This is a genomic window from Pseudomonas syringae group sp. 243L2, from assembly GCF_032587875.1.
GTDB lineage: Bacteria > Pseudomonadota > Gammaproteobacteria > Pseudomonadales > Pseudomonadaceae > Aquipseudomonas > Aquipseudomonas amygdali.
The window spans coordinates 256,033-281,020 of record NZ_JAWHPL010000003.1 but is presented as its reverse complement, the minus strand read 5'-3'; the positions used below and the strand labels follow the sequence as shown (position 1 = coordinate 281,020).

Annotated in this window: 17 protein-coding genes, 1 tRNA gene and 2 pseudogenes; 12 read left to right on the top strand and 8 right to left on the bottom strand. The window is 55.0% G+C overall.

The window, feature by feature from the left end; translation table 11 throughout:
- The first annotated feature begins 425 nt into the window (after positions 1–425).
- Positions 426–1,190, top strand: coding sequence for an SDR family NAD(P)-dependent oxidoreductase (locus RYB66_RS02385; RefSeq protein ID WP_005746516.1), 765 nt, complete (start codon positions 426–428; stop codon positions 1,188–1,190).
- A gap of 138 nt (positions 1,191–1,328) precedes the next feature.
- Here RYB66_RS02385 and RYB66_RS26495 read toward each other — a convergent pair whose 3' ends face one another.
- Positions 1,329–2,033, bottom strand: a complete 705-nt coding sequence (locus RYB66_RS26495; RefSeq protein ID WP_369812070.1) for a methyl-accepting chemotaxis protein — start codon at positions 2,031–2,033, stop codon at positions 1,329–1,331.
- A gap of 198 nt (positions 2,034–2,231) precedes the next feature.
- A pseudogene (locus RYB66_RS26490) lies at positions 2,232–3,116 on the bottom strand (methyl-accepting chemotaxis protein); the annotation flags it as partial.
- Positions 3,117–3,507: 391 nt separating this feature from the next.
- On the opposite strand from RYB66_RS26490, the pseudogene RYB66_RS26485 reads away from it, so the two are divergent.
- Positions 3,508–4,605 (top strand): annotated as a pseudogene (locus RYB66_RS26485) (cache domain-containing protein); the annotation flags it as partial.
- Positions 4,606–4,650: 45 nt separating this feature from the next.
- The gene (locus RYB66_RS26480) at positions 4,651–5,511 is read left to right on the top strand and encodes a methyl-accepting chemotaxis protein (protein ID WP_369812069.1); all 861 of its coding nucleotides are present in this window, start codon (positions 4,651–4,653) and stop codon (positions 5,509–5,511) included.
- A gap of 77 nt (positions 5,512–5,588) precedes the next feature.
- On the opposite strand, the gene RYB66_RS02370 is transcribed toward RYB66_RS26480, so the two are convergent.
- Positions 5,589–5,852, bottom strand: a complete 264-nt coding sequence (locus RYB66_RS02370; protein WP_005747060.1) for a hypothetical protein — start codon at positions 5,850–5,852, stop codon at positions 5,589–5,591.
- A gap of 268 nt (positions 5,853–6,120) precedes the next feature.
- On the opposite strand from RYB66_RS02370, the gene RYB66_RS02365 reads away from it, so the two are divergent.
- Together RYB66_RS02365 and RYB66_RS02360 are read left to right on the top strand one after the other, a co-directional pair.
- Entirely contained in the window at positions 6,121–7,668 is a 1,548-nt protein-coding gene (locus tag RYB66_RS02365) for an ATPase domain-containing protein (protein WP_081004101.1), read from the top strand.
- Positions 7,658–9,742, top strand: coding sequence for an ATP-binding protein (locus tag RYB66_RS02360; protein WP_005747063.1), 2,085 nt, complete (start codon positions 7,658–7,660; stop codon positions 9,740–9,742). Before RYB66_RS02365 ends, RYB66_RS02360 begins: the two co-directional genes overlap by 11 nt.
- 212 nt (positions 9,743–9,954) lie before the next feature.
- On the opposite strand, the gene RYB66_RS02355 is transcribed toward RYB66_RS02360, so the two are convergent.
- Positions 9,955–10,031: transfer RNA gene (locus RYB66_RS02355), tRNA-Met, on the bottom strand.
- A gap of 117 nt (positions 10,032–10,148) precedes the next feature.
- Positions 10,149–11,270 carry a J domain-containing protein gene (locus RYB66_RS02350; protein ID WP_316893662.1) on the bottom strand — a complete coding sequence of 374 codons (1,122 nt, stop codon included), beginning with the start codon at positions 11,268–11,270 and terminating at the stop codon, positions 10,149–10,151.
- A 175-nt stretch (positions 11,271–11,445) separates the two neighbouring features.
- Here RYB66_RS02350 and RYB66_RS02345 point away from each other — a divergent pair, with 175 nt between their 5' ends.
- Positions 11,446–13,665 carry a methyl-accepting chemotaxis protein gene (locus RYB66_RS02345; protein WP_410478397.1) on the top strand — a complete coding sequence of 740 codons (2,220 nt, stop codon included), beginning with the start codon at positions 11,446–11,448 and terminating at the stop codon, positions 13,663–13,665.
- Positions 13,666–13,735: 70 nt separating this feature from the next.
- Here RYB66_RS02345 and RYB66_RS02340 read toward each other — a convergent pair whose 3' ends face one another.
- The 3 genes from RYB66_RS02340 to gmd all read right to left on the bottom strand — a co-directional run bounded on the left by RYB66_RS02340 (position 13,736) and on the right by gmd (position 16,891).
- Positions 13,736–14,848, bottom strand: a complete 1,113-nt coding sequence (locus RYB66_RS02340; RefSeq protein WP_081023440.1) for a glycosyltransferase family 4 protein — start codon at positions 14,846–14,848, stop codon at positions 13,736–13,738.
- 115 nt (positions 14,849–14,963) lie between these two features.
- Positions 14,964–15,860: a GDP-mannose 4,6-dehydratase gene (locus tag RYB66_RS02335; protein ID WP_122351144.1), complete on the bottom strand. Its 897-nt coding sequence runs from the start codon at positions 15,858–15,860 to the stop codon at positions 14,964–14,966.
- Positions 15,860–16,891: a GDP-mannose 4,6-dehydratase gene (gene gmd / locus RYB66_RS02330; protein ID WP_003414986.1), complete on the bottom strand. Its 1,032-nt coding sequence runs from the start codon at positions 16,889–16,891 to the stop codon at positions 15,860–15,862. The genes RYB66_RS02335 and gmd overlap by 1 nt, the downstream gene beginning before the upstream one ends.
- Before the next feature lie 533 nt (positions 16,892–17,424).
- Here gmd and RYB66_RS02325 point away from each other — a divergent pair.
- The 6 genes from RYB66_RS02325 to RYB66_RS02300 are packed head-to-tail and all read left to right on the top strand — an operon-like array spanning position 17,425 to position 24,944.
- Positions 17,425–18,219 carry an ABC transporter permease gene (locus RYB66_RS02325; RefSeq protein WP_004663883.1) on the top strand — a complete coding sequence of 265 codons (795 nt, stop codon included), beginning with the start codon at positions 17,425–17,427 and terminating at the stop codon, positions 18,217–18,219.
- Positions 18,216–19,433 (top strand): ABC transporter ATP-binding protein, encoded by a 1,218-nt coding sequence (locus RYB66_RS02320; protein ID WP_004660889.1) that lies wholly within the window; start codon positions 18,216–18,218, stop codon positions 19,431–19,433. Before RYB66_RS02325 ends, RYB66_RS02320 begins: the two co-directional genes overlap by 4 nt.
- A complete protein-coding gene (locus RYB66_RS02315; protein ID WP_316893654.1) occupies positions 19,430–21,010 on the top strand; it encodes a class I SAM-dependent methyltransferase in 1,581 nt (526 codons plus the stop codon). The genes RYB66_RS02320 and RYB66_RS02315 overlap by 4 nt, the downstream gene beginning before the upstream one ends.
- Complete coding sequence (locus tag RYB66_RS02310; protein ID WP_316893651.1) at positions 21,010–23,505, top strand: glycosyltransferase family 1 protein; 2,496 nt, start codon at positions 21,010–21,012, stop codon at positions 23,503–23,505. Before RYB66_RS02315 ends, RYB66_RS02310 begins: the two co-directional genes overlap by 1 nt.
- 57 nt (positions 23,506–23,562) lie before the next feature.
- Positions 23,563–24,606: a glycosyltransferase family 2 protein gene (locus tag RYB66_RS02305; RefSeq protein WP_316893649.1), complete on the top strand. Its 1,044-nt coding sequence runs from the start codon at positions 23,563–23,565 to the stop codon at positions 24,604–24,606.
- Entirely contained in the window at positions 24,606–24,944 is a 339-nt protein-coding gene (locus RYB66_RS02300) for a hypothetical protein (RefSeq protein WP_004660880.1), read from the top strand. The genes RYB66_RS02305 and RYB66_RS02300 overlap by 1 nt, the downstream gene beginning before the upstream one ends.
- The last annotated feature ends 44 nt before the right edge of the window (positions 24,945–24,988 follow it).

Sequence of the window (24,988 nt, the reverse complement as noted above, 5' to 3'; positions counted from 1 at the left end):
CTGGCCGCGCGCAAGCAGTAGCCGACACCTTTGAGGATTACGTGACGCCTGTTGCCAGGCATGGCCTCGACCGACAGACGGCCGAGTACCGTTCGCCATGTATCAGCGAATGTTATGAATCTGAAAGGATGTCGGGTGCTGCGAAACTGTCGGAACAGATGAGGCTTCGATAATCGGTGGAGCAGACGTACAGACGAGAGTTTTCATGGTTGGCCCAGTCTTGTTTTTATTTTTGGCGTTATAGGTTGTCGTACAACCGCGGTGATATTTGCAGCGCGGCCTCGGTTTGTCAACGCGCTGTTAGTCGAGGTTTACCGATTCACCTGATTTTTAACCCCTCGTAAGGCAGTGAATGATTTGGACTGAACGCTGTGTGCAACCGGGCAGTCCACCTCATAACCCCATTATTTTTTTGGAGCTGCTGCATGAATCGTTTCACCCAGAAAGTTGTTGTCGTGACCGGGGCTGGTTCCGGGATCGGCGAAGCCACCGCCAAGCGTTTTGCCCAGGAAGGTGCAAGCGTTGTACTGGTCGGCCGTAATCGCGACAAACTCGACAAAGTGGCCACGCAACTGGCGGGCGAAGGGCATTTGGTCCGTGCTACCGATGTGGCGGACCCCAGCGATGTGGAAGCGCTGTTCAAGGAGGTCGCCACGCATTTCGGCCGTCTGGATGTATTGGTCAACAACGCCGGTATCGTCAAGTCCGGCAAAGTGACGGAGTTGGGCGTAGACGACTGGAAAGAACTGATGTCAGTGGATCTGGATGGCGTGTTCTATTGCACCCGTACCGCCATGCCGGCGCTGATCGCCAGCAAAGGCAACATCATCAACGTCTCGTCGGTTTCCGGCCTGGGCGGCGACTGGGGCATGAGCTTCTACAACGCGGCCAAAGGCGCAATCACCAATTTCACCCGCGCGCTGGCGATGGACCACGGTGCCGACGGTGTGCGCGTCAACGCCGTCTGCCCGTCACTGACTCGCAGCGAACTGACTGAAGACATGCTTGGCGACAAGGCACTGATGGCAAAATTCATGGAGCGCATCCCGCTGGGGCGTCCAGGCGAAGCTGAAGATGTCGGCGATGTCATTGCCTTCCTGGCAAGTGAAGACGCACGCTTCGTGACCGGCGTGAATTTGCCGGTGGATGGCGGATTGTCCGCGTCCAACGGACAGCCGCCGCAGGCTTGATGCGGTCGACGAGAGTCATATGCTCGCAGCCCGGAAACGTTCCGGGCTGCTTCGCTACGTTGAATGCAAACCTGTGTTTACACGTGCCTGAAACAAACAAGCCCGGCAAAAGCCGGGCTTGAAGGTTGCTACGGGAGGTCAGATACGGAAGTGGCTGACCATCGTTTGCAACTGCCCGCCAAGGCGTGCCAGTTCGACGCTGGAGGCAGCGGTTTCCTCGCTGGCCGAGGCGGTTTGCTCGGACACATCGCGGACGTTAACGATGCTGCGGCTGATTTCCTCAGCTACGGCACTCTGCTCCTCGGCTGCGGCAGCGATCTGCTGGTTCATTGCCTGAATGTTGGAGACCGTCTGGGTAATACTGCCCAGCGATGTACCCGCCTGACGGCTGAGCTGTACGCTGCTGACGGTCAGTTCGCGGCTGCTGAGCATGATGCTGGACACCTGGCGCGTGCCGCTTTGCAGGGCTGCAACCAGTGTTTCAATCTCGACTGTGGACTGCTGCGTGCGTTGTGCCAGGCCGCGGACTTCGTCGGCAACCACGGCAAAACCACGTCCGGCTTCTCCGGCGCGGGCCGCTTCGATGGCTGCGTTGAGGGCCAGCAGGTTGGTTTGTTCGGCCACAGCCTTGATGACGTCCATGACCTTGCCGATCTTGTCGCTTTCCTGCTCCAGCTGGTTCATGGCATCGGCCGAGCGACCCACTTCGTTGGCCAGACGCTCGATCTGCACAATCGCTTCGCCCACGACTTTGTCACCGTCACGCGCTTCGCGGTCGGCGTTGGACGCTGCCTGCGAGGCCTGTTCGGCGTTACGAGCCACTTCTGCAACCGTTGCCGACATCTCATGCATGGCGGTGGCCACCTGGTCGGTTTCGACTTTCTGGCTGTTGACGCCGGCGCTGGTCTGCTCGGTAACCGCTGACAGCTCTTCGGCGGCACTGGCAATCTGCACAACGCTGTCGCGGATACCGCCAATCAGCTCGCGCAAGGTGCTGCCCATGCGTTGAATGCCTTGCTGCAGAACGCCCAGCTCGTCACGACGAGTGACTGCCAGGGTCTGGGTCAGGTCACCTGATGCAATACGGTCGACCACTGCCAGAGTTTCCTGCAATGGACGGGTAATCTGCCGGGTGATGATCACCGCTGCAATCATGCCCAGAATAATTGCCAGCAGCGTACAGGTGATCTGCGTAGTGCGAGCCTGTGCGCTTTCCTGATCGCGGCGATCCAGTTGCAGTTGGTACATGGCTTCGCTGATCTTGACGATATCCTGGCCCTGTACGGTCATCTCCTTACGAGCCTGAGCGATGTCGGCAGTTGCGGCCTTGAAGCTCTGCAGGGCTTTGCGGTACGCGGCCAACGAGGTTTCCAGCTGCTTGAGCTGATCAGCCTGGGTGCCGCTGAACGTCGTTTTCAGCGTGTCCAGATCCTTGATGGCAGAATCCAGCCTTGCAACGGCGGTCTGTTCAGTTTCTGCCGTAGGGTTGGTGGTGTAGCCACGCACCTCATAACGCGCGAGCCTGAGGTTTTCCTTTGCATCGGTGACGATCTGGTATTGCTCGAACCGATTGGCATCGGCAGGGTCCATTTTTTTCACTTCAGCCTGAAGCAGCTCAAACACATCAATGCTTTTGCCGGCATTCGTGCTCAGCTCATCACGCGCCACAATGCTGGCCTTGTAACCGCCGCGCATGTTGTTCAGCGATTTCTGGTAGTCAGCGATCACCACTCCCAGTTGCTCGAGCATTTTCACGTTTTCGGGACTTTTGAACGAGGTCAGCAGCTTTTGCTGATAGTTCTTGAAGCCGTCCAGCGAGACCTGAACGGTCTCTGCGACTTTCTCGTCGCCGTCAGCGACCATGTATTGCAGACGGGTCACACGCAGTTTGGTCAACTGGGAGTTGAGCGAAGTAATGTCACTCATCCAGTTGCTGCGATTGATCAGTCCGCTCATGCTGGTCCAGCCAGTCAGCGCAAGAATCGCAGTAAAAACAAGTACTAGACCGAAACCGAGGGCCAGCTTCATATTGACGCTGATGTTTGCAAACCAGCTACTCATTGAATTCTCCAACAACAGCCATTTAAAAGCAGTAGAGCCCCTGAAAGGCATGGCATACAGGTCAGGGGGGAAGGGGGTGGTATACAGACACTATCGGCAGGTGGTGGCCAAGCTGAAATAAAAAAAAGAAAAAGTTTCAAAACGCTTGAAATACTTTTTCAGGCCCTATCGTTCACGGCAATGCACCGCTATAAAGAATCGCTGAAAAGACTGAAATAGAGCGCCGCCTCTCATAGGGTGCGGCAAAATATTGTCTATGCTCGCGACAGTGGAAACCTTACCCGCTTCAGGTTCATTGCTTTTGCAGTGCGTGACATTTTTACGTCACAAGTTGTTCTGGCATCTGAGCCTTCTTCCGGTCACGTTGAGATGCCTTGTCATGAATTTGAAGTTTCGTCATAAAATTCTTCTGGCTGCGGCCGGTGTTGTGGTGTTGGCCTTTGCCTTGTTCACCCTTTACAACGACTACCTGCAACGCACCACCATCAATCAGAACCTTGAGTCCTCGGTGGGCCAGGCGGGTCAGTTGACGGCCAGCAGCGTGCAGAACTGGCTGAGCGGACGCATTCTGGTGCTGGAAAACCTCACCCAGAACGTAGCCTTCCAAGGGGTCAATTCCGACCTGAGCGGACTGGTGTCGCAGTCTTCGCTGGTGTCGACCTTTCAGTTCACCTACGTCGGTGACAGCAAAGGTGTGTTCACCCAGCGGCCCAATGTCGATATGCCGGCTGGCTACGATCCACGTCAGCGGCCCTGGTACAAGTCCACCGTCGACGCCGGCAAAACCATTCTCAGCCCGCCTTATCTGGCTTCCGTGGGCGGCCTGGTGGTGACTATCGCCAGCCCGGTCAAGACTGCAGGCCAGATAACTGGCGTGGCTGGCGGTGACCTGAGCCTGGACACGCTGGTCAAGATCATCAACTCGGTGGAGTTCGGCGGGCTCGGTTACGCCTTTCTGGTCAGTGGGGACGGGCAGATCATTGTCAGCCCGGACAAGGAACAGGTGATGAAAAACCTCAAGGACGTCTACCCGGGCCAGCCCCTCAGTCTGGATGCGCGCCTGCGTGAGGTCACGCTCAATGGTCAGCAGAGGTTGCTGTCGTTTACCCCGATCACCGGGCTGCCTTCGGCCGACTGGTACATTGGTCTGTCGATCGACAAGGACAAGGCTTATGCACCGTTGAGCCAGTTCCGCAGCTCGGCGATGGTCGCCGTACTGATTGCGGTGGCCGTGATTGCCTTGCTGTTGAGCCTGCTGATCCGTGCGCTGATGCGGCCGCTGACCGACATGGGTCGTGCGATGCAGGACATCGCCCAAGGCGAGGGTGATCTGACCCGTCGTCTAAGCATTCAGGGCAAGGACGAGTTTGCCGAGCTGGGTGGCTCGTTCAATCAGTTCGTGGAGCGCGTGCACGCGTCCATCGCTGAGGTCTCCTCCGCAACACTGCAGGTGCATGACCTGTCGCAGCGAGTGGTCAATTCCTCCAACTCTTCAATCGTCGGCTTTGACGAGCAGAGCGCCCGTACCAACAGCGTTGCCGCTGCGATCAACGAACTGGGCGCGGCCACTCAGGAGATTGCCCGCAACGCCTCGGACGCTTCGATTCAGGCCAGTGAGGCCCGCACCCAGGCTGAAGACGGTCAGGTGGTGGTCGAAAAAACCATCCACGCCATGAGTACGTTGTCCGCCAAAATCAGCGACTCGTGCACGCAGATCGAGCAGCTTAACGCCAGTACCGACAACATCGGCCACATTCTGGACGTGATCAAAGGCATCTCGCAGCAAACCAACCTGCTGGCGCTCAACGCTGCCATCGAAGCGGCCCGTGCAGGTGAAGCCGGACGTGGTTTTGCCGTGGTTGCCGACGAGGTGCGCAACCTTGCTCATCGCACGCAGACATCGGCTGATGAAATTCACAAGATGATCGGCGGGCTGCAAACCGGGTCTCAGCATGCCGTGCTCAACATGAATGAAAGCCAGGTGTCGAGTCAGGAAAGTGTCGAAGTTGCCAATCAGGCGGGCAGTCGTCTGCGCGATGTAACGCGCCGCATTGGTGATATCGATGGCATGAACCAGTCGGTTGCCGCTGCCACGGAAGAGCAGACCGCGGTTGTGGAAACACTCAATATCGATATCAACCAGATCAACACACTTAATCAGCAAGGTGTGGCCAACCTTAATGAAACCCTCAAGGATTGTGCCGCGCTTTCGCAACAAGCCGGTCGTTTGAAGCAACTGGTCGACAGTTTCAAGATCTGACCGTACATCCAGTAACAGAGGTCGGACCCTTTATACGGGGTCCGACTATAAAAGCCTGCTCGATGGCAGGCTTTTTTTCACAGATCTTTTTTAACCTCTTTATCGACATGCTTGTCAGCCTTGTGACGTTCCTTGTCATCGTGCTTTGCACCTTTGTCGACCTCGTCAGCATCATGCTTGACGCCCTTGTCCACTTCTTTGGCGTCATGATCAACACCCTTATCCAGCTCACGGTTATCGTGTCGGACGCCCTTTTCCAACTCACTCTCTGCAAAGGCCGCGGGCGCCACAGCGCCAGCGAGGAAGAGAGCGGCAGTCATTGAGAGTACGAGTTTGCGCATGCTTTGCTCCTTGTGAAAAATGCTGGCCCTTCATGAACCATCAATTTCCAGCATAGACCAGACAGACGACGTTGAGGGCTGTGATTCAGCTTCGCAAGCCAAGAAGTTTAAGCACCGTCAGTCCGCATAAACATTCGGACTGTAGCTTCATTGCATCCTCGGCAATGCTATTGGTTTCAATCGACGAAATAGCCCTCCTTCAAAGTTTGATTTATTTTGGAAACGGCTCATCTGCCAATGGCGCAGCTTTCAAGGTGGCCCCATACTGATGGGCCTTACACTTACACGTGCTCTCACATTTTCCCTTGAGGCTAAAATGACTCTACCTCGTCCGATTGTCTCGACGGGCAATGCCGGATTTGACTCGATCCTTAAGGGTGGTCTGCCGAACAACAGGCTTTATTTACTCGAGGGTACGCCTGGAGCAGGCAAGACAACGCTGGGTCTCCAGTTCTTGCTCGATGGGGTGAAGGCCGGTGAGTCCGTGTTGTACATCACGCTTTCAGAAACCAGCGAAGAGCTTGAAAGCGTCGCTCACTCACATGGCTGGTCATTGGACGGCATTGATTTGTTCGAGTTTTCCTCAACAGAGGAAGTACTGGGCGATGAGTACGAGCAGTCTATACTGCATCCGTGGGAGGCGGAGCTGGGCGATACCATCAAGCTTATTCAGCAGCGAGTCGATAAACTTCAGCCCAGACGGCTAGTCTTCGACAGCCTCTCCGAGATGCGGCTTCTGGCTCAGGATCCTCTGCGTTATCGTCGCCAGGTGTTGGCGCTCAAGCAATATTTTGCAGGTCGGGATATCACGGTCCTGCTTGTGGACGATCTCACGGCTTCCACGGGGGAACGCGATAACCATCTGCATAGCTTATGCCACGGTGTGATCACGCTTGAGAGGCTGACACTGGATTTCGGTGCCGCCCGCAGGCGACTTCAGGTGCAAAAGTTACGAGGCGTTGACTTTGTCGCAGGCTTTCACGACTTCACTATTCGCAGGGGCGGATTGGAGGTGTATCCGAGGTTGATTGCGGCCACTCACCATGTCCCATTCAAAGCGGAGCCTGTGCCTAGCGGTGTCAAGGAGCTGGACGACTTGTTGGTCGGTGGCCCGCTCAGGGGAACCAGTACCTTGGTCACAGGGCCTGCTGGCTCTGGAAAGACCACCGTTACCCTTGCCTATCTGGCGGCAGCCTGCGCACGAGGTGAAAAATGCACCATCTACGAATTCGATGAGCGCATTGCTACTTTGATCTCCCGGGCAGACAGCATGGGCATGGAGTTAAGTCGCCACGTATCGAGCGGTCAGTTGATCATCCAGCAAATCGATCCTGCCGAGATTTCTCCCGGGGAATTTGCGTGGCGGGTTCGCACAGAGGTCGAAGAGCGCGGTAGTACCATGATCGTTGTCGATAGCCTTAACGGCTATATGGCGGCGATGCCACAGGAACAGCAATTGATCTTGCAGATGCACGAGTTGCTTTCATACCTGAGCCAACTGGGCGTCGTTACGTTCTTGATCAATCCTCAGCATGGTCTGGTAGGGTCGATGTCAACCAACCTGAATATTTCCTATGTCGCGGACTCTGTCATCCTCATTCGCTTCTTCGAGGCGCAAGGGCGTTTGCGCAAGGCCATCTCTGTTCTGAAACATCGCACCGGAGCCCATGAGGACGCGATTCGCGAACTCCGGATTGATTCCAGGGGTATTCGCGTCGGTGCGCCATTAGTCGATTTCCGCGGCGTGTTGACGGGTACTCCAGAGTACTTCGGTGCCAACCTTCCGCTGATGGAAGAGCGCAAGCGTGGCGACTGAGCAATTCTCTGAACGCAAAACCCTGATGATTGTGGCTCCCTTCAAGGGAGATGCAATAAGCCTCGGTAAACTGCTTGGCGATATTTACCCCGTTCAAGCTCACCACGACCTGGCCTCGCTTTCAATCGCTCTGGGTGAAAGCACTGGTCTGGTGATACTCACGGAGGAGAGCCTTTCGGGGGATGTGCTGAGTTTCGGAAACGCTTTGGACCGGCAACCGGGCTGGTCGGAGATCCCCGTCATCTTGCTCGCGTCGAATAAAGGTCGTTCTGGGCGAGACACCGAGATGGCCAGGCGCAGGCTGCCAAAATCGGCAGGACATGTGATCGTCCTGGAGCGCCCTCTCAGCTCGTCCTCGTTATTGAGCGCGATCGCCGCGGCCTGGCGAGCCCGTGAGCGTCAGTTCGAGATGCGGCAAAGTCTCACTCAATTGGCTGAAGAAAGAACCCGGTTGCAGATCCTGCTCGAAAATATTCCGGTTGGAGTCTGCTTCATGGACACACAAGGGACCTCCCTGGTGAGCAATCCTTTGTATCGCCAATATGTGCCGGAGAATGTGATTCCTTCCAGACAGACAGATGGCGCTGCAAGGTGGGTAGGGCTCGATGCGCAAGGTCAGCGCCTGGAGCCCGACATGTTCCCTGGTGCCAGAGCTCTGAGAGGCGATGCGGCAACCGGCGTGGACTTTTATCATCGCCGGGATGCAGGTCGGGAATCATGGATGCGTGTCAGTGCTGTACCTCTGTATGACGAAAAACACCACATAATTGGTGCGGCCTCCGTCATCGTTGATATCAACGATGAAAAACAGGCTGAGCTGAATTTGCGCAGGTTCAATGAAGAGCTAGAGATTCAAGTCAAAGCCAGAACGCAAGAGCTGAACGCTGCTGTTGAGCAGCTCAAGGCCGAGAGTGAAGAGCGAGCCCGCGCCGAAGAGCAGTTACGACAGTCCTTGAAGATGGAAGCCGTAGGTCAATTGACCGGCGGAATCGCCCACGACTTCAATAACATGCTGACCGGGGTAATTGGCTCGCTCGACCTGATCAAGCTCCGAATGGCCAGTGGGCGACTGGAAGGCGTTGAGCGATTCATGGACGCCGCACTCATTTCAGCCCAAAGGGCCGCGTCACTCACGGATAGATTGCTCGCATTCTCCCGACGCCAGTCTTTGGATGAAAAAGCAGTATCGGTCAATAACCTCATCACTGCTCTTGCCGACCTGCTCCAGAAAACCGTTACTGAAAAAATTATTATCAAGTTCGATTTGAGCCCCGAAGATCCCTGGGTTTTTGCAGACGCCAACCAATTGGAGAACGCCGTACTCAACTTGGTGATCAACGCAAGAGACGCCATGCCGCATGGCGGTGGTTTAACCATTGCTACATGCGTGGAGCAGGAAGCCCAGGACGAGCCTTTGCGGCATGTATGTGTGCAGGTGCGCGACACAGGGCATGGCATCCCCAAGGATATGCTGGACAAGGTAACCGAGCCCTTCTTCACGACCAAACCTATTGGTCAAGGCACAGGCTTGGGACTGTCGATGGTTTACGGGTTTGCCAATCAAAGCAATGGACGTCTTTCAATCGAAAGCACAACCGGAGTCGGGACGACTGTTTCAATCTGCTTGCCCAAATATAAGCAGGTTGAATCGGACCCACCGTTTACGTCCTCGGAATTCAGCACGGGTCAGGGTCAGGTTATTCTTCTGGTCGAAGATGACGACTCTGTGCGCTTGATCAACCAGGAGGTCCTCGAAGAGCTTGGATACCGGGTTCACGTCGCACGTGACGGTGAAGAGGCCTTGAGGGTTTTTAACGACCTGGAAAAGATCGACTTTCTGCTCACGGATGTCGGATTGCCAGGAATGAATGGTCGTCAACTGGCCGAAATTCTCCAACAACTCAGTCCGCGTCTGCCGGTTTTATTTCTCACGGGGTATGCGGAAGGTGCGTTGACCAGGGCTGATTTTCTCGGCCCCTATATGCAGCTTCTGACGAAGCCCTTCACACTGGAGTCGCTTGCCATCAGGGTGGCGAGCATGCTGGAAGGCGATGTGAGTGCGGTTCTGGAGTAGGCGTTCCGGTATACGTCCAGTCGGTGAATATGCCTCGTGTCGTTAGCCTGTTACCCACTTCCTGGGTCAATTTTTATTGAAGCATTGGAGAGGGCATACACGGGAGCGATGGTCGGGGGTAGACCCGGATGGAAGCCAGAAACAAGAAAGCCCGCACGAGGCGGGCTTCTTGTTGAATGACAGGCTTCAGCTGAAATCTGTCATTCTGTACTTGGTGGCTACACAGGGACTTGAACCCCGGACCCCAGCATTATGAATGCTATGCTCTAACCAACTGAGCTATGTAGCCAAGTGGCGCGCATTATTCTCGGAGAACGCATATGTGTCAAGCGTTGTTGTGAAAAATAATTGCGTGCGATCAACCGGTTAGCTGGCTGACCTCGCGAAAGGCAGGTTTTTCGGGCTTTTACCGGAGCAGGGTGTCCAGCAACTCCAGATCATCGAATTCTTCTGCCCGCTCCAACATCTCTGCCATGTCGCGCTGATCCCTGAGCCAGGCTTTAAGGCTTTTCGGGTCAGTCAGTGCGTCCAGTTCATCCTGCGCGTCGTCGAGGTGTTCACGTATGGCCTTGAGCTGCTTCGCACATTTTGCATTGACCGTCTTGGGTCGGATGTCCTCATAGGGGTCCATCAGGAATTGTTCCCGGATCAGCATTTTGCGGTCGTGGATTTCGTCTTCCAGCTCTCTGAGTTGTTCGCTCAGGATACGGTTGAAGTGCTTCAGGCGTTTGTCGGTGATGTTGTCGATATGCGTCTGGTCGATCTGCTCGATCTCCATTTGCATTTGCAGCAGCGCCAGCAGGTTGTCATTTTCGTACGCTTCGTTGACCAGTTGCATGAGCGCCGTTTTCCGCTCGCGCTCATCGGCATCCTGCTCGCGGTCCGGGTGCAAGGCGCTGGCCAGTTTGCGGTAGATTTCGCGCAATGACTGGCTGCCTTCCGCCTCTTCCTGTTCACGGCGAATTTCGCTGGCAGTGGGCTTCTTCGGCTGTTGGGTGCTTTGCGCCTGTTCGGCCTGCTCGCGCAGTTTCTCTTCAATGTGCTGGGTCACATCATCTATGGAGTTCAGGTCGACATCGTCTCCCAGTTCCACGCCCAGCTCTTCTTCCAGCGAGGACTTGAACAGCTGGTTTTGCAGGCGCTCATCCTCGTCGTAATCGCTGCCGGTGTATTTGAGGTAGAGCTGCTTCAGTTCTTCATCGTGTTCGCCGCCCATGAGCGACATCGTCATGACACAGATGATTTCCAGCAACGTGGCTCTGTCTTTCTTGCTCAGACGGAACTGATCGAAGGCCACGTCGAGCAGGCGCAGCTTGGTAATTTCGTTTTCGGCCTGCTCGCTGAGCATCGGGACCAGCTCTTCGACCCAGAGCTTTTCGCAGGTTGTTGAAATAACGAGCCATTGCTGCAGAAGTTTGCGCCTGGTTTCGAGCTTTTCCATCAACGTGTTGAATTTCTTCTGACCGGCGCTCAGTTGAGGCCTGGACGGTTGCGCGACGATACGCGGTGAGGCGGGCGGTGTGGTCATGGCAAGACCTCCTTGACGAGGGGAGCGCTAAGACGGGGTCAATCGGTTTGCCGAAGTTTACGTTTCCAGTGCCCTGTTCGGGATGAATATTGTGCTGCCCTGAAAGAACGTTCCCAGCCTCGTGTACGGTCCGGTTCTTGCTTCAGTGTCGGCGGTACGTCAATTGCTGCGCTATATGGTACGAAAACCCATCATCGGCCGTGCTTTTCGTACCAATGTGAGGCGACACGTATCGCCATTGAAACAAGAACATGGCATTTTGCTGTTAGCGTTTTTTAAAAAAAGCATCGCCTCTGTTTGCTCAGGTCTGGCAGGTGTTCACGGGGAGTCGCAGGACATGAACAGTCTTTTGTCACCAGGCATGCGCCTGATGGGACATTTTGGTTTCGCTCGCAAGTTTCAGGTCTTGTTCCTGCTGTTCATGTTGCCGCTGGCGGGCAGCGCATGGGTCATCACCAAGGAGTACAGCAACAAGCTCGATGTCATTTCCGGAGAGCAATCGGGCGTGCGTCAGTTGCTGGCACTTGATGATCTGAATATTGAACTGGCTGCCCAGCGCGACCATGCCGCTCGCTGGAAGGCTGCCGACATTCTGCGCGAGCCGACCCCTGCCGCGAAAGCTGCGATGGCCAACGTCGATGCAGGCATCCCGCGTATCAGCAAAGCCCTGGAAGGCGTTGATGCCGCATTGAAGCGCGAAAATGCGCCCGCCGACACGATGACCCGTTTCAAGGCGCTTCAGGCGGCAGTCACTGGTCTGGACACTGCGTCACTGCGTACAGTGGGCTGGTGGCCCGATGGTTATGAGCGCTTCACGACGGTGTTGAACCTGGTTCAGGCGCTGCGCGAGCAAATCGCAATGGACAGCGGGTTGATTCTCGACCCCTGGCTTGAAACCTACATGCTCATGCAGCTTTCCACCCAGCAAGTACCGGACCTGATCGAGCGTATCGGTCGCTTGTCGAGTGTGGGGCAGACGTCGGTGGCCTCGGGTCAGTTCAGCCTGCAGAGCCGCTTGCAGATGCGCGATCTGCGCGGTCGTATCGATGATTCCAAAGATCAGATGCAGAAGGCTGCCAGCCTGCTGTTATCCAAGCTCCCCGAGCAGTTGCAGCCTTGGGCCGACAAGTACGCTGCGGTCAAACAAGTGCTGGAAACCGAACTGAAGGTCATTGATGACGGGGTTTTCGGCGGTAGTATCAAACTCAAGCCGGAAGAGTTTGAAAAGAGCATCGACACCTTGACCGGCAGCACGGCAGGTCTGCGCAGGCAGTCGCTTGATGCGCTCAACGGCCGTCTCGATTACTACCATGAAACCTCCAATATGGAGTTCATCCCGATGGCGGTGATCTTCTGTGTTCTGGTGATCATGGCCATCTATCTGTTCGCCTGCCTGCAATCCTCGATTCGCAACAGCGCCAGCGGCATTACCACGCTGGCTGAATCGCTGCGTGACGGCAATCTGTGTGTCGAAGTGGCCGTGCAGGGGCGTGACGAGCTTGCCGCTATCAGCAGGGCGCTCAATGTCGCGGTTGTGCAGCTGCGCAACAGTCTGCTGGGCGTCAATCAAGAAACCGTGCGTGTCGGCGATGCAGTGCTGACGCTGAATGCTCAGTCCAGCGGGACGCTGACCGAGGTCGAAGACCAGCAACAGCAGATCAGCCAGATCGCTGCGGCAGCAACTGAGCTGGCCGCTACTTCTCAAGGTGTGGCCAGAAGCTGTGAGCAGGCATCTGAAAGCGCAAGGCATACCCGGCGTATTGCCGAGCAAAGCAGCCAGGACAGCCAGCGCACCACCGATAGCATCCAGCAGCTCAATCAGCGTCTGACCGAAACCGCCGCCGCCCTGGGCCGGGTCAGCGAGCAGGGCCAACAGATTCAATCGGTGGTGGACGCCATTCGCGGTATCGCCGAGCAGACCAACCTGCTGGCGCTCAACGCGGCGATCGAAGCGGCGCGGGCAGGTGAGCAAGGGCGCGGGTTCGCGGTGGTTGCCGATGAAGTGCGCAGTCTGTCGCAACGCACGCAGGCCTCGACCGCTCAGATCGCCGGGACGGTCGACAGCTTGCGCTCCACCGTGACTCAGGCTGTGAACCTGATGGAAGCTGCCTGCGGACAAGCCGTCAACGATGCGCAGTCGGTAACCGGCCTGGGTGTTCGTCTGGGCGAAATCGCCACGGCAGTGCAGGGCGTTACCGATACGCTGGCGCAAATATCGACGGCCGTGGAAGAACAGGCATCGACCGCCGACGAGGTCAGCAGCAACATCCAGCAGGTCGATCAGGCAGCCGGACGTTTGCTGGAAGGTGCGCGAGCGGTCAATCAGGCAGCGGATACCCTGAGCCAGGGCAGTCGGGCGTTGAATGACAATACGGCGCGATTCCGGCTGGGGTGATGGTGATGCTTCACGCTATCAATGAAAAGCCCCGCTGGTGGGGCTTTTCATTGAATGGCGCGCGAGGCATTCACTTCAGCAGGTCTTGATAAACCTGTACGGTCGATGCGCACATTCGCTCGGCAGTGAACAGTTGCTGGAACCGTGCAAAAGCGTTTTCCCCGAAACCTGAAGCTTCGTCCGGGGCTTCCCACAAGCGACGCATCGCTTCGCGCAAGGCCAGCGGATTTTCTGGTGGTACTGCCAGCCCGGTTTCTTCGTCAATGTTCACGTAGGTAGTACCCGTGCCAATCTCGCAGGAGATCATCGGCTTGCCGTACATCGATGCTTCAAGCAGCGAGATACCGAACGCTTCCGAGCGCAGATGGGAAGGGAAGACCAGCGCGTAACACATCTGTAGCAGGCACGCCTTGTCTTCATCATCCAGTCGGCCGAGAAACAGCACGTTGCGTAACTGCAACTTCTCGGCCTGCGCCTTGAGCTCTGCCTCCTGAGGCCCGCCACCCAGAATAACCACCGGGTAATCAACGCCCTCCAGAGCACTGAGCAGCGTATGGAGGCCTTTGTAATAACGCAGCACACCGACGAACAGGAAGAACCTGGCGGGCACACGCTGCTGCCATTCTGCTCGTTTCTGAGTCGGGACCAGCGGATACGCCGACTGATCCAGTCCGTAAGGAACCACTACAGTCTTGTCAGCGAAAGGCTTCAGGGTTTCGCTGGTCCGCAGGTAATTGGGCGAGGCCACCAAAATGCGGTCCATGCGCTTGAGAAACTGGTTCATCAACGGGCCGTACAGCTTCAGCAATGTGCGCTGCTTGATGATGTCCGAGTGATAACTGAGCACTGTCGGTCGGCCATGGCTGGTGGCGAAATGCACCAGATCCATCAATGGCCACGGAAAATGGAAGTGAATCAGATCAGCCTCTGCGGCCATTTCCCTGAATTGGCTGAAGACCCTGGCGGAAAAGCCGGTAGACGCCAGATTGAAGTTCTCCTTTACCCGCGTGACCTGATGGTCGCCGACCTGCAGGCGAGCGGGGGAGGGAGACGGGCTTAGCGTCAGCACCTGACTTTCCACATCGAAAGCCCGGCAGCCTTGTGCGAGCTGGAAAATGACCTGTTCTATCCCGCCGGTAGTGTCCGGGTAGTAGGTTTTGAAGAAGTGAAGAACCTTGATCATCGTCTGCCTGATTCAGCCATGCGTGCTGAGTCTTTCACCACGGGCTTTAAGGGTGTTTAAAAAGGAAAGGCCTGTCTACCAGGTAGACAGGCCTTATTTTGTAACTGCCCACCAATCAAGCGGAGGTCAACATCCAGCTCAGTGTTTCCCGAAGCGGCGGGGTCTGCCAGTCGTGGACCAACGCGCGCAGGCGAGCGTTGTTCCCACACAGGGTTTTGACCTCATTGGCCCGGACGAACGCAGGGTTTACCTGAACGTCGATATCCTGACCAGTGATCTCCCTACACATGTCGATCACCTCACGCAGCGAGTGCGTTACACCGGAACTGACGTTGATCGTCTGCCCCAGCGGGCGGGCTTCCAGCAGGCCGCGATAGGCACTGACAACCGCACGTACATCGCTGAAGTCACGCCACACATCAAGGTTGCCCAGCTCGATAGTACTGGCCTTGCGTGTGAAGTGCGAAACGATCTTGGGCAGCAGAAAGTTTTCTGCCTGCCCGACGCCGGTGTAATTGAACGGCCTGGCAATGACGATGGGCAATTTGGCGTGCCAAAGGCTGGCCATATACTCCATCGCCAGTTTGCTCACGGCATAGTCATTGGCCGGTGCAGGCTGAGTTGTTTCATCCAGCATGCCGGATGAAGCATTGCCATAGACATTGGCACTGCTCGCCAGCAACACGCAGTCAGGCACCTTGCCGCAGGCATCAATCGCTTCAAGCAGGTTGCGGGTGCCTATCAGGTTGACCTGATAGAACGCGTCCGCTGCGCCATGCCCGACGAACGCCAGCGCCGCAAGATGCACGACGATATCCGGCTGAGTGTCTGCCAGCAGCGTGCGAAGACCGGCCACGTCTGCCAGATCCACTTGATAGTAGCCAGGGCTGTCGGAAGGCTGACTGCCGACACCCAGGACTTCACAGCCCTGGGCGGCAAGCTCGTTCGCCATGAAACGGCCTGTAAAGCCGTTGATTCCGGTGATCAGTGCGCGCTTGCCGGCAATACTCATCAGAACGAAAAGCCTTTTTCATTACGACGCAGATCCGCTTCGACCATCATGCGGCACAGCTCTTCCAGATTGGTCTTCGGTTCCCAGCCCAGGACTTCCTTGGCTTTTGCAGGGTTACCGATCAGCAGCTCGACTTCGGTTGGGCGGTAGAACTTCGGATTGACCGAAACCAGTACCTTGCCAGTGTCTGCGCAAATGCCTTTTTCCGACTCGGCTTCGCCTTCCCACTTGATGGTCACGCCAGTGGCCTTGAATGCCATGCTCACGAAGTCGCGTACGGTTTCAGTGCGGTTGGTGGCCAGGACAAAGGTGTCCGGCTCATCAGCCTGCAGCATGCGCCACATACCTTCGACGTATTCCTTGGCAAAACCCCAGTCGCGCTTGGCGTCCATGTTGCCCAGTTCGAACGACTCGATCAGGCCCAGTTTGATCTTGGCAACCGAATCGGTGATTTTGCGGGTTACGAACTCACGGCCACGCAACGGCGACTCGTGGTTGAACAGAATGCCGCTGGTGGCGAAGATGTCGTACGACTCGCGGTAGTTGATGGTCATCCAGTGAGCGTAGAGCTTGGCCACGCCGTACGGGCTGCGTGGGTAGAAAGGTGTGCTCTCTACTTGCGGAATAGCCTGAACCTTGCCGAACATCTCGGAAGTCGAGGCCTGGTAGAAGCGGATCTTCGTGTTGACGATACGGATGGCTTCCAGCAGGTTGACCGCGCCAATGCCGGTGATTTCGGCAGTGGTCAACGGCTGTTCGAACGACACACCCACGAAGCTTTGTGCCGCAAGGTTGTAGACCTCGGTAGCGCCAGTGGTTTGCAGCAAGCGAATGCTGGCAGACAGGTCAGTCAGGTCATACTCGACGAGATGCAGATTAGGGTTGTTCTGGATCCCGAGCTCTTCGATACGCCAGAAATTGACAGAGCTGGTACGGCGGTAGGTGCCGTAAACGGTATAGCCTTTTTCGAGCAGCAGCTCAGCCAGGTAAGCGCCGTCTTGACCAGTAATGCCGGTAATGATTGCTTTCATGCTAGATTTTTTAACTCCATCAAAGATCGGGTGCCCCAGATTGTTCACGGGGGGCTTGTGCTGTATTCGAGGCGGCTAATGATACAGGTTAGCAAGCGTGTAGACGACTGCTGCACCCGGTTGTCTGGCAGATATTATGCCAATTTGAACACCGCAACCCTCTGCTATCGACCGCTTGCCGTAATTATTAATGTGGCCAAAGGGCATTACCCTGACCTGACCGTTCGTCGCCACTCATAACGGTGCGGATGCGCAGGTGTTCTCCAATTGCCTGATTTTCAGATGGATTTCATCATTTTTCGCCGACATGATTCATGAATAATTCGTCTGCAAGGTGCCGATTTATAGACTAAACGGTGACTATTTCAGCGAAGGCGATATAGTGCGCCCCCAGAAACCTTTTTCTGTTTTTTTGCGTTTCGTCGTCAGGTGAAACCATCGCCCCGCGCACTGTCGTCGGGACCTTGCATGTTAACTGCACGAAACAGGAACACTCAGGGTAAGCACGACTTCACCCTTTTCAGGAGTCATCAATGTTGGAGCTGTTCAGAAGCCTTTGGGGTTACCGGGGATTCGTCTTTTCATCTATACGTAACGAGTTTTCCGCACGATTCTCCCGTAGCCGCCTGGGCGGGCTGTGGATGATCATCAACCCTCTGGCACAGGTTGCGATCTACGCGCTGGTTCTGTCCAACGTTCTGGCAGCCAAACTACCCGGCATCGATAACAAGTACGCGTACGCGGTCTACCTGATGGCGGGCATGCTGGCCTGGAGCTATTTTTCGGAAATCATCGGTCGTTGCCTGACGCTGTTCATAGACCAAGGCAACTTGATGAAGAAGATGCGCTTTCCGCGCATTACATTGCCGGTGATTGTCGCGGGTTCATGCCTGCTCAATTATGTCCTGCTGTTCGCTGCGATACTGCTGGTCTTTGCTGCACTGGGGCAATGGCCGCACTGGCAAATGCTCTGGTTGATTCCGCTGACCCTGGTCGTGACTGCCCTGGCCGTCGGCCTGGGTCTGATCCTTGGCGTCCTGAACGTATTTGTGCGCGATGTTGGCCAGGTGATCCCAATTCTCTTGCAGGTCTGGTTCTGGTTCACCCCGATCGTGTACCCGCTCAACATCATTCCCGAGCAATTCAAAAGCGTCATGGGCATCAATCCCATGTTCCCGATCGTCAGTGCTTATCACGATGTTCTGGTTTACGCGCGAGCGCCTGATCTGCAAAGCATGGCTGTAACCGCTGCGGTTGCCGTTGGCCTGATGCTGTTGGGGCTGTTCATGTTTCGCCGTGCAGCACCGGAAATGGTGGACGTACTATGAGTCTGTTGACTGTCAAGAATCTGGGCAAGGCCTATCGTGTTTACGCCTCCGAGTTTCAGCGTATAGGTCGCTGGTTCGGAATAAGCACCAAACCCAAGGAAGAACACTGGGTCCTCAAGCACGTCAATTTCTCGATTCATGCCGGTGAGGCCATTGGCATCGTCGGGCAGAACGGCGCGGGCAAATCAACGCTGTTGAAGATGATCACCGGTACCTTGCAACCAACTGAAGGCAATGTTCAGGTCAATGGGCGCATCGCTGCAATTCTTGAACTGGGCATGGGCTTTACGCCTGACCTTACAGGTCGGCAGAACGTGTATCACGCTGCTGGCTTGATGGGCTTCAATGCTGACCGTATTGACGAAGTCATCAAGGAAATCGAAGCGTTTGCCGAAATCGGCACATACTTCGACGAGCCAGTGCGCACCTATTCCAGCGGCATGCAAATGCGTGTGGCGTTTGCCGTAGCCACTGCGATCAGGCCCGAAATCCTGATTGTCGACGAAGCTCTGTCGGTCGGCGACAGCTACTTCCAGCATAAAAGCTTTGATCGCATTCGCGAGTTTCAGCAGCAGGGCACGACTCTGCTCATTGTTTCGCACGACCGCGGCTCGATCCAGGCCTTGTGCAATCGGGCAATCCTGCTTGAAAAAGGCACCGTCATAAAAGACGGCAAGCCTGAAGAGGTCATGGACTTCTACAATGCCCTGATCGCTGAAAAAGAGAACGCAACGGTTCAGCTTCGCGAACTCGAAGACGGTTCGGTACAGACGCGGTCTGGTAGTGGCGAAGCTACCATCGGCCCGGTGACTCTACATAACGCTGCTGGCGAGCGTATTGAATATGTTCCCGTTGGCGAGTCGGTGTCCTTGCGCATCAATGCCAAAGTAAACAGTGCAATTCCCGAACTGGTTGTGGGTTATCTGATCAAGGATCGCCTGGGCCAGCCGGTCTATGGGACCAATACCCATCACATGGGCTGCAAAGTCAGTGATCTGCAGGCGGGCGAATCCCTGGATTACTCTTTCAACTTCACGGCCAATCTCGGGCCTGGCTCGTATTCGGTTGCCGTGGCACTGCATACAACCGACAGTCATCTATCACGCAACTATGAATGGGTGGATCTAACGCTCGTGTTCAACGTCGTCAATATTTCACAAAGTGAGTTTGTCGGAATGGCCTGGTTGCCACCTGTCGTGGAGTGCAGCCGATGAGTATTCCGTTCTACCGCGCCTTTGAAGATCGTTATCGTGGCTCGCGTGAGCTGATTCATGAGCGCCAGCAGGTTTACATACCATTCCTTGAGCCGTTGAAGCAAATGTATCCAGAGCGTTCTGCTCTTGATATGGGGTGCGGACGCGGCGAGTGGCTGGAAATTCTGATCCAGAACGGCTTTCAGGCGCTTGGCATCGATCTGGATGCAGGCATGCTAGAGGCCTGTAAGGCGTCAGGGCTTCCTGTTGAAAATATTGATGCGCTGGAAAAACTGAAAAGCCTGCCGGATGAAAGCCTGACCGTAGTATCAGGCTTTCATATCGCTGAGCATGTTCCGTTTGATTACCTGAAAGTACTGGTAGCCGAGGCGCTTCGGGTGCTTAAGCCCGCCGGGCTGCTGATTCTCGAAACGCCCAACTCAGAAAACCTGGTGGTCGGCACGCAGACGTTTTATCTGGACCCCACGCATAACTGTCCGATACCGCATTTGCTGTTGAGCTTTCTGGCCGAATACTCCCGGTTTGGCCGTTCGCAACTCCTTCGTCTGCAAGAATCGTCCGCGCTGGCCGAAGGTGGTCCTGTCGACTTGTTCAGCGTGCTGCACGGTGTCAGCCCTGACTACGCGATCGTCGCGCAAAAACAAGCAGCGCCTGAGCAGATGCAGAAGTTCGATGCTGTTTTTGATAGAGAATACGGCCTGTCGCTTGAGTCAATCTCCAGACGTTATGACGCTCAGATAGCAGGTTGGGTCGAGCAAAGTCATGTGGCCAACGCCGAGTTGCGTGAGCAACTGAGTCAGGTCCAGCAAAAGGGGCAGGATCTTGAGCTTGCCGTCCGTGCCCTGGAAGAAAATAATGATTTGGAAATTCGGGTAGGCGGTCTGGAAGCGCAGATACGAGAGGCAACGCTACGTGCGGAGTTGGCCGAATCACGGTTTCATAATGTCCAGCTGAATCAGGATGTAGCTCTGCTGCGTGCCCGTGAGGCTGAGCAGCATCTGAGTCAGTCGCTTTCGGCGCTCCAGCATGTTCAGGCTCAGGTGGAGCAGTTACAGCAGGATGCTGCGGCGCATAAGGTCTCTGCTGCACAAGCCCAACATCAGGAGCTGCATGATCTTCATGTTCGCTTGAACGACTCGCTGATCAATGCACACCACTGGTGGCTCAAGGCAACTGCTTACGAAGCGCGTATTAACGAGCTCGAACACAGCAGGTCTTGGCGCATCACCCACCCTCTGCGTGTTTCCGCCAAACTTTCCGGCACAGCAGCAAGGTTGCCCTTCAATATAGCCAGGCGCGCAACACGCTCGGTATTGGCTCGTTCATTAAGGTTCGTTCTAAATAGGCCGGGGCTGCGGATGCGCCTTGCCAACAAGGCACGTGCATACCCGAGCCTGTTCAACAGCGTCCGGCAATTTGCTTTGCGGCACGGAATTATTCAGCCTCAGCCTCATGAGGTGAGCCCTGTTACTGCGGTAACAGAAGCATCTGACGATGGTTTTCCAACTGCAAGCCCAAGAGTGGCGCGTGTTTATTCTGATTTGAAGCTGGCTTTTGAGCGCAAGGAAAACCGTTAATGCGTATCGTCATTGATCTACAAGGCGCTCAGTCTGAAAGTCGTTTTCGCGGTATTGGCCGTTACTCTCTTTCCCTGGCCCAGGCCATGGCACGCAATGCCGGAGAGCATGAAATCTGGCTGGCACTCAACAATTGCATGTCCGAGAGCATTCCGGACATCAGGGCAGCGTTCTCCGGGCTTATCCCGGAAAGCCGAATTCGTATCTTCGATGTGCCCAGTGACGCCAACCCCACTCCCTGGGTGGCGCGAGCATCCGAAGTTGTCCGAGAGTCCTTCCTGGCCTCGCTCAAGCCAGACGCAGTGCTGGTCAGTAGCCTGTTTGAAGGTTACTGGGCCAACGCTGTAACTTCCGTCGGGGCTATCCCCGCTACCTATCAGACTGCCGTTATTCTTTATGACCTGATTCCGTTCATGAATGAGGATGTCTATCTCCCTACGGCGGAACTGAAGGATTACTACCACCGTAAAATAGACTGGCTGAAGAAGGCCGATACGCTGTTGGCCATTTCCGACTCCTCGCGCCAGGAAGCGGTTACTCACCTGAGCATTGATCGGGCGAAAATAGCCAACATTTCAGCAGCCATTGGCGACCAGTTCATTCCAGATGAAGTGAACCTGAGCAAAAGCACGGCGATGCTCGCGCGCCTAGGCATCAAGTCCGAATTCATCCTCTACGCACCGGGCGGGTTTGATCCTCGTAAGAATTTCGCGCGGTTGCTTGAAGCGTATAGCTTGTTGCCCCAAACCCTGAAGAGCCGTCATCAGTTGGTGATCGCCAGTAAGTTGCATGCCCAGCAGAGAATGGAGCTGCTCGCGTTTGCAGAGCAATACGGAGTCAAATCTTCGGAGCTGGTGCTTACCGGTTACGTCAATGACGCTGATCTGATTGCCCTGTATTCGTTGGCCAAACTGTTTGTCTTCCCGTCCACGCACGAAGGTTTCGGTCTTCCGGTACTGGAAGCCATGGCATGCGGTGCTGCTGTTATTGGTTCCAACTGCAGTAGCGTTCCGGAAGTCATCGGCTTTGCTGATGCGCTGTTTGATCCGCTGTCGGTCAAGTCCATCGCTGAGAAAATGATCGAAGGACTGGAAGACGAAGGCTTCCGGGGAAGATTGCTTGCCAATGCCAGTGAGCAATGTACGAAGTTCTCATGGGACGAGTCCGCCAAAAAGGCCATTGCTGCCCTTGAACTCAGGCATTCCCCGATTGTTGACGACACCATTGATCAACCTGATCCGGGTGCCGAGTTGCTGGAACGTCTGGTTTCGCTATCGGACAGCGCGCCTACGGATATCGAACTGTTCCAGATCGCAAAAAGTATTGCTTTCGATTTCGTCGGCGCCGATCAGAGACAGTTGCTGCTGGATGTATCCAGCATCGTTCACAGTGATGCCAAGTCAGGTATTCAGCGCGTTGTGCGCAGCCTGCTTCACGAGTTTCTGAACGAGCAGCCCGCAGGCTTGAATGTTCGACCGATCTATTACGCGGACGGCCAGTATTACTATGCCAATGCTTTCGCCTCGCGGATCTATGCGCAATTCCCGGAAACGACCGACGCCATTATCGATTTCGCTCAGGATGACATTTATCTGTCTCTGGACCTGAACATGCATTTGGCCAGCCAGCTCTATCCGCTGCACAGCCAGATGCGTCAGATGGGTGTGCAAGTCAGCTACATCGTCTACGACCTGCTGCTGTTCCATCGCCCTGACTGGTGGGTGGCACCTAACGCCGAGTTGTTCAACGACTGGCTGCAGAAAATCAGTATGGTCGCGAGTAACCTGATTTGCATATCAGGCGCCGTTGCAGATGAACTCAAGCAATGGCTCGCGGACAACACAGACAAATGTGCCGGCAACAAGCCGAATGTCAAAAGCTTCCACTTGGGCGCCGATATTGACAACAGCATGCCATCAGCAGGTTTACCTGATGATGCGTGGGACCTGCTGGCACGTCTGGCGCAAAAGCCGAGCTTTCTGATGGTAAGCACCATTGAGCCGCGCAAGGGTCATGCACAGACGCTGGCTGCTTTTGAAACGCTGTGGGAGCAAGGCCAGGATATCAACCTGGTGATCGTCGGCAAAAGAGGCTGGCTTGTCGACGAACTTGTTGTGCGTCTCGAAAACCACCCTGAAAAAGGCAACAGACTTTTCTGGCTGGAAGGCATCAGTGATGAATACCTCGAGAAAATCTATTCGGCGACGACTTGCCTGATTGCTGCCTCTGAGGGCGAAGGATTTGGTCTGCCATTGATTGAAGCGGCTCAATATAATCTGCCAATGATTATTCGTGACCTGCCTGTATTCAAGGAAATCGCGGGTGCCCACGCATTTTATTTCAGCGGCTTGGACGCGACTGACCTAAGCGTAGCAATCGCGGCCTGGTTGGAGTTATACAAGAGCTCTACGCATCCAGACTCAAGTGACATGCCTTGGCTGACGTGGGAGCAAAGCGCGAGGCAACTGCAGGCAGCACTCATATTGAGCGACTGATACTGTCGAGTCGCAGCCCCACTATCAGAAGATTTGGACCAACAGGTAATTTCATATATGACAATCGGCCAGCAACACCAGATCAAGCCAGACGTGACCTCTACCGTCGATATCGAGGGGCGGAGCAAGATCGCAGTCTTGATCCCTTCTTATAAAGTGGTTGCGCACATCTTGGGTGTGATTGCGGATATCGGACCAGAAGTTGACAGAATTTATGTCGTTGACGACTGCTGCCCGGATAATTCTGGCGCGTATGTCGAGCAACACTGTACCGACCCACGCGTGGTTGTTCTGCGTAACCCTGAGAATCAGGGCGTTGGTGGTGCAGTTATGACCGGCTATAAAGCCGCGATCGAAGAAAATATGGACGTGATTGTAAAGATCGATGGCGACGGTCAGATGGACCCTGCATTGATCATGAACTTCATTAATCCGATTCTTGCCGGCGAAGCGGATTATACAAAAGGCAATCGTTTTTTTGATCTTGAAGAGATCCGTGCAATGCCGCGCATTCGTCTGTTTGGAAACGCCGTACTTTCCTTTATGACGAAATTTTCTTCGGGTTATTGGGACTTGTTTGATCCGACCAACGGTTACACAGCGATTCATCGAGATGTAGCGAAACACCTGCCTTTGGACAAGATAAGCCGTCGCTATTTTTTTGAAACAGACATTCTTTTTCGGCTCAACACCTTGCGTGCCGTTGTCGTAGACATTCCCATGCATGCCAAATATGGTGATGAAGTCAGTAACCTGAAAGTATCCAAGGTCGTGGGTGAGTTTTTTGTCAAGCACGTCAGGAATTTTGGTAAGCGAATCTTCTACAACTATTACCTGAGGGATATGTCGCTTGCTTCCATTGAATTACCCGTGGGCCTGACGCTGCTGCTTTCCGGCAGCGTGTTCGGTATTTCTCACTGGATCAGTTCAATTTATACTGGCATTCCCAACTCGGCCGGTACAGTCATGCTTTCAGCACTGCCGATTATCCTGGGTATTCAGCTGATATTGGCATTTTTGGGGCAGGATATCGCCTCTGTGCCCAGAAGGCCCTTTCACCTGGTCAAAACCAAAGTAAAATCCAAAGCAGGGGCTGTGTAATGGTATATGCCATCGCTGTCTTGTGTGTATTGGGGATCGCTGCGGGACAGATAATGTTTAAACTAAGTGCCATTTCCTTGCAGAAAGCAGGCACTTTTTTTGACATGAAAACCATCATGATACTGGGTTCTGCCTTTGCCCTTTATGGGCTAACGACGATCGCATGGGTATGGGTGCTTCAGAAAATAGAGCTTGGTAAAGCCTACCCCTTGATGGCAATGGCATTTGTATTAGTGCCCATCGGTAGCCATTTCATCTTGGGCGAGCGCTTTCAGGTCCAGTATTTCGTAGGTGTCCTGTTCATCATGTTTGGCATCGTACTGGCCGTCAAGTCATAGCTGTCTTGCGTATGAAACGTGGCATTATATTTGTAGAGTGGGAA

Excerpts from the sequence above, each read along its gene's own strand:
- RYB66_RS02385 (WP_005746516.1), top strand. The coding sequence starts at position 426 with ATGAATCGTTTCACCCAGAAAGTTGTTGTCGTGACCGGGGCTGGTTCC.
- RYB66_RS26495 (WP_369812070.1), bottom strand. The coding sequence starts at position 2,033 with ATGTCGGCAACGGTTGCAGAAGTGGCTCGTAACGCCGAACAGGCCTCG.
- RYB66_RS02370 (WP_005747060.1), bottom strand. The coding sequence starts at position 5,852 with ATGCGCAAACTCGTACTCTCAATGACTGCCGCTCTCTTCCTCGCTGGC.
- RYB66_RS02365 (WP_081004101.1), top strand. The coding sequence starts at position 6,121 with ATGGGCCTTACACTTACACGTGCTCTCACATTTTCCCTTGAGGCTAAA.
- RYB66_RS02350 (WP_316893662.1), bottom strand. The coding sequence starts at position 11,270 with ATGACCACACCGCCCGCCTCACCGCGTATCGTCGCGCAACCGTCCAGG.
- RYB66_RS02345 (WP_410478397.1), top strand. The coding sequence starts at position 11,446 with ATGGTACGAAAACCCATCATCGGCCGTGCTTTTCGTACCAATGTGAGG.
- RYB66_RS02340 (WP_081023440.1), bottom strand. The coding sequence starts at position 14,848 with ATGATCAAGGTTCTTCACTTCTTCAAAACCTACTACCCGGACACTACC.
- RYB66_RS02335 (WP_122351144.1), bottom strand. The coding sequence starts at position 15,860 with ATGAGTATTGCCGGCAAGCGCGCACTGATCACCGGAATCAACGGCTTT.
- gmd (WP_003414986.1), bottom strand. The coding sequence starts at position 16,891 with ATGAAAGCAATCATTACCGGCATTACTGGTCAAGACGGCGCTTACCTG.
- RYB66_RS02325 (WP_004663883.1), top strand. The coding sequence starts at position 17,425 with ATGTTGGAGCTGTTCAGAAGCCTTTGGGGTTACCGGGGATTCGTCTTT.
- RYB66_RS02320 (WP_004660889.1), top strand. The coding sequence starts at position 18,216 with ATGAGTCTGTTGACTGTCAAGAATCTGGGCAAGGCCTATCGTGTTTAC.
- RYB66_RS02315 (WP_316893654.1), top strand. The coding sequence starts at position 19,430 with ATGAGTATTCCGTTCTACCGCGCCTTTGAAGATCGTTATCGTGGCTCG.
- RYB66_RS02310 (WP_316893651.1), top strand. The coding sequence starts at position 21,010 with ATGCGTATCGTCATTGATCTACAAGGCGCTCAGTCTGAAAGTCGTTTT.
- RYB66_RS02305 (WP_316893649.1), top strand. The coding sequence starts at position 23,563 with ATGACAATCGGCCAGCAACACCAGATCAAGCCAGACGTGACCTCTACC.
- RYB66_RS02300 (WP_004660880.1), top strand. The coding sequence starts at position 24,606 with ATGGTATATGCCATCGCTGTCTTGTGTGTATTGGGGATCGCTGCGGGA.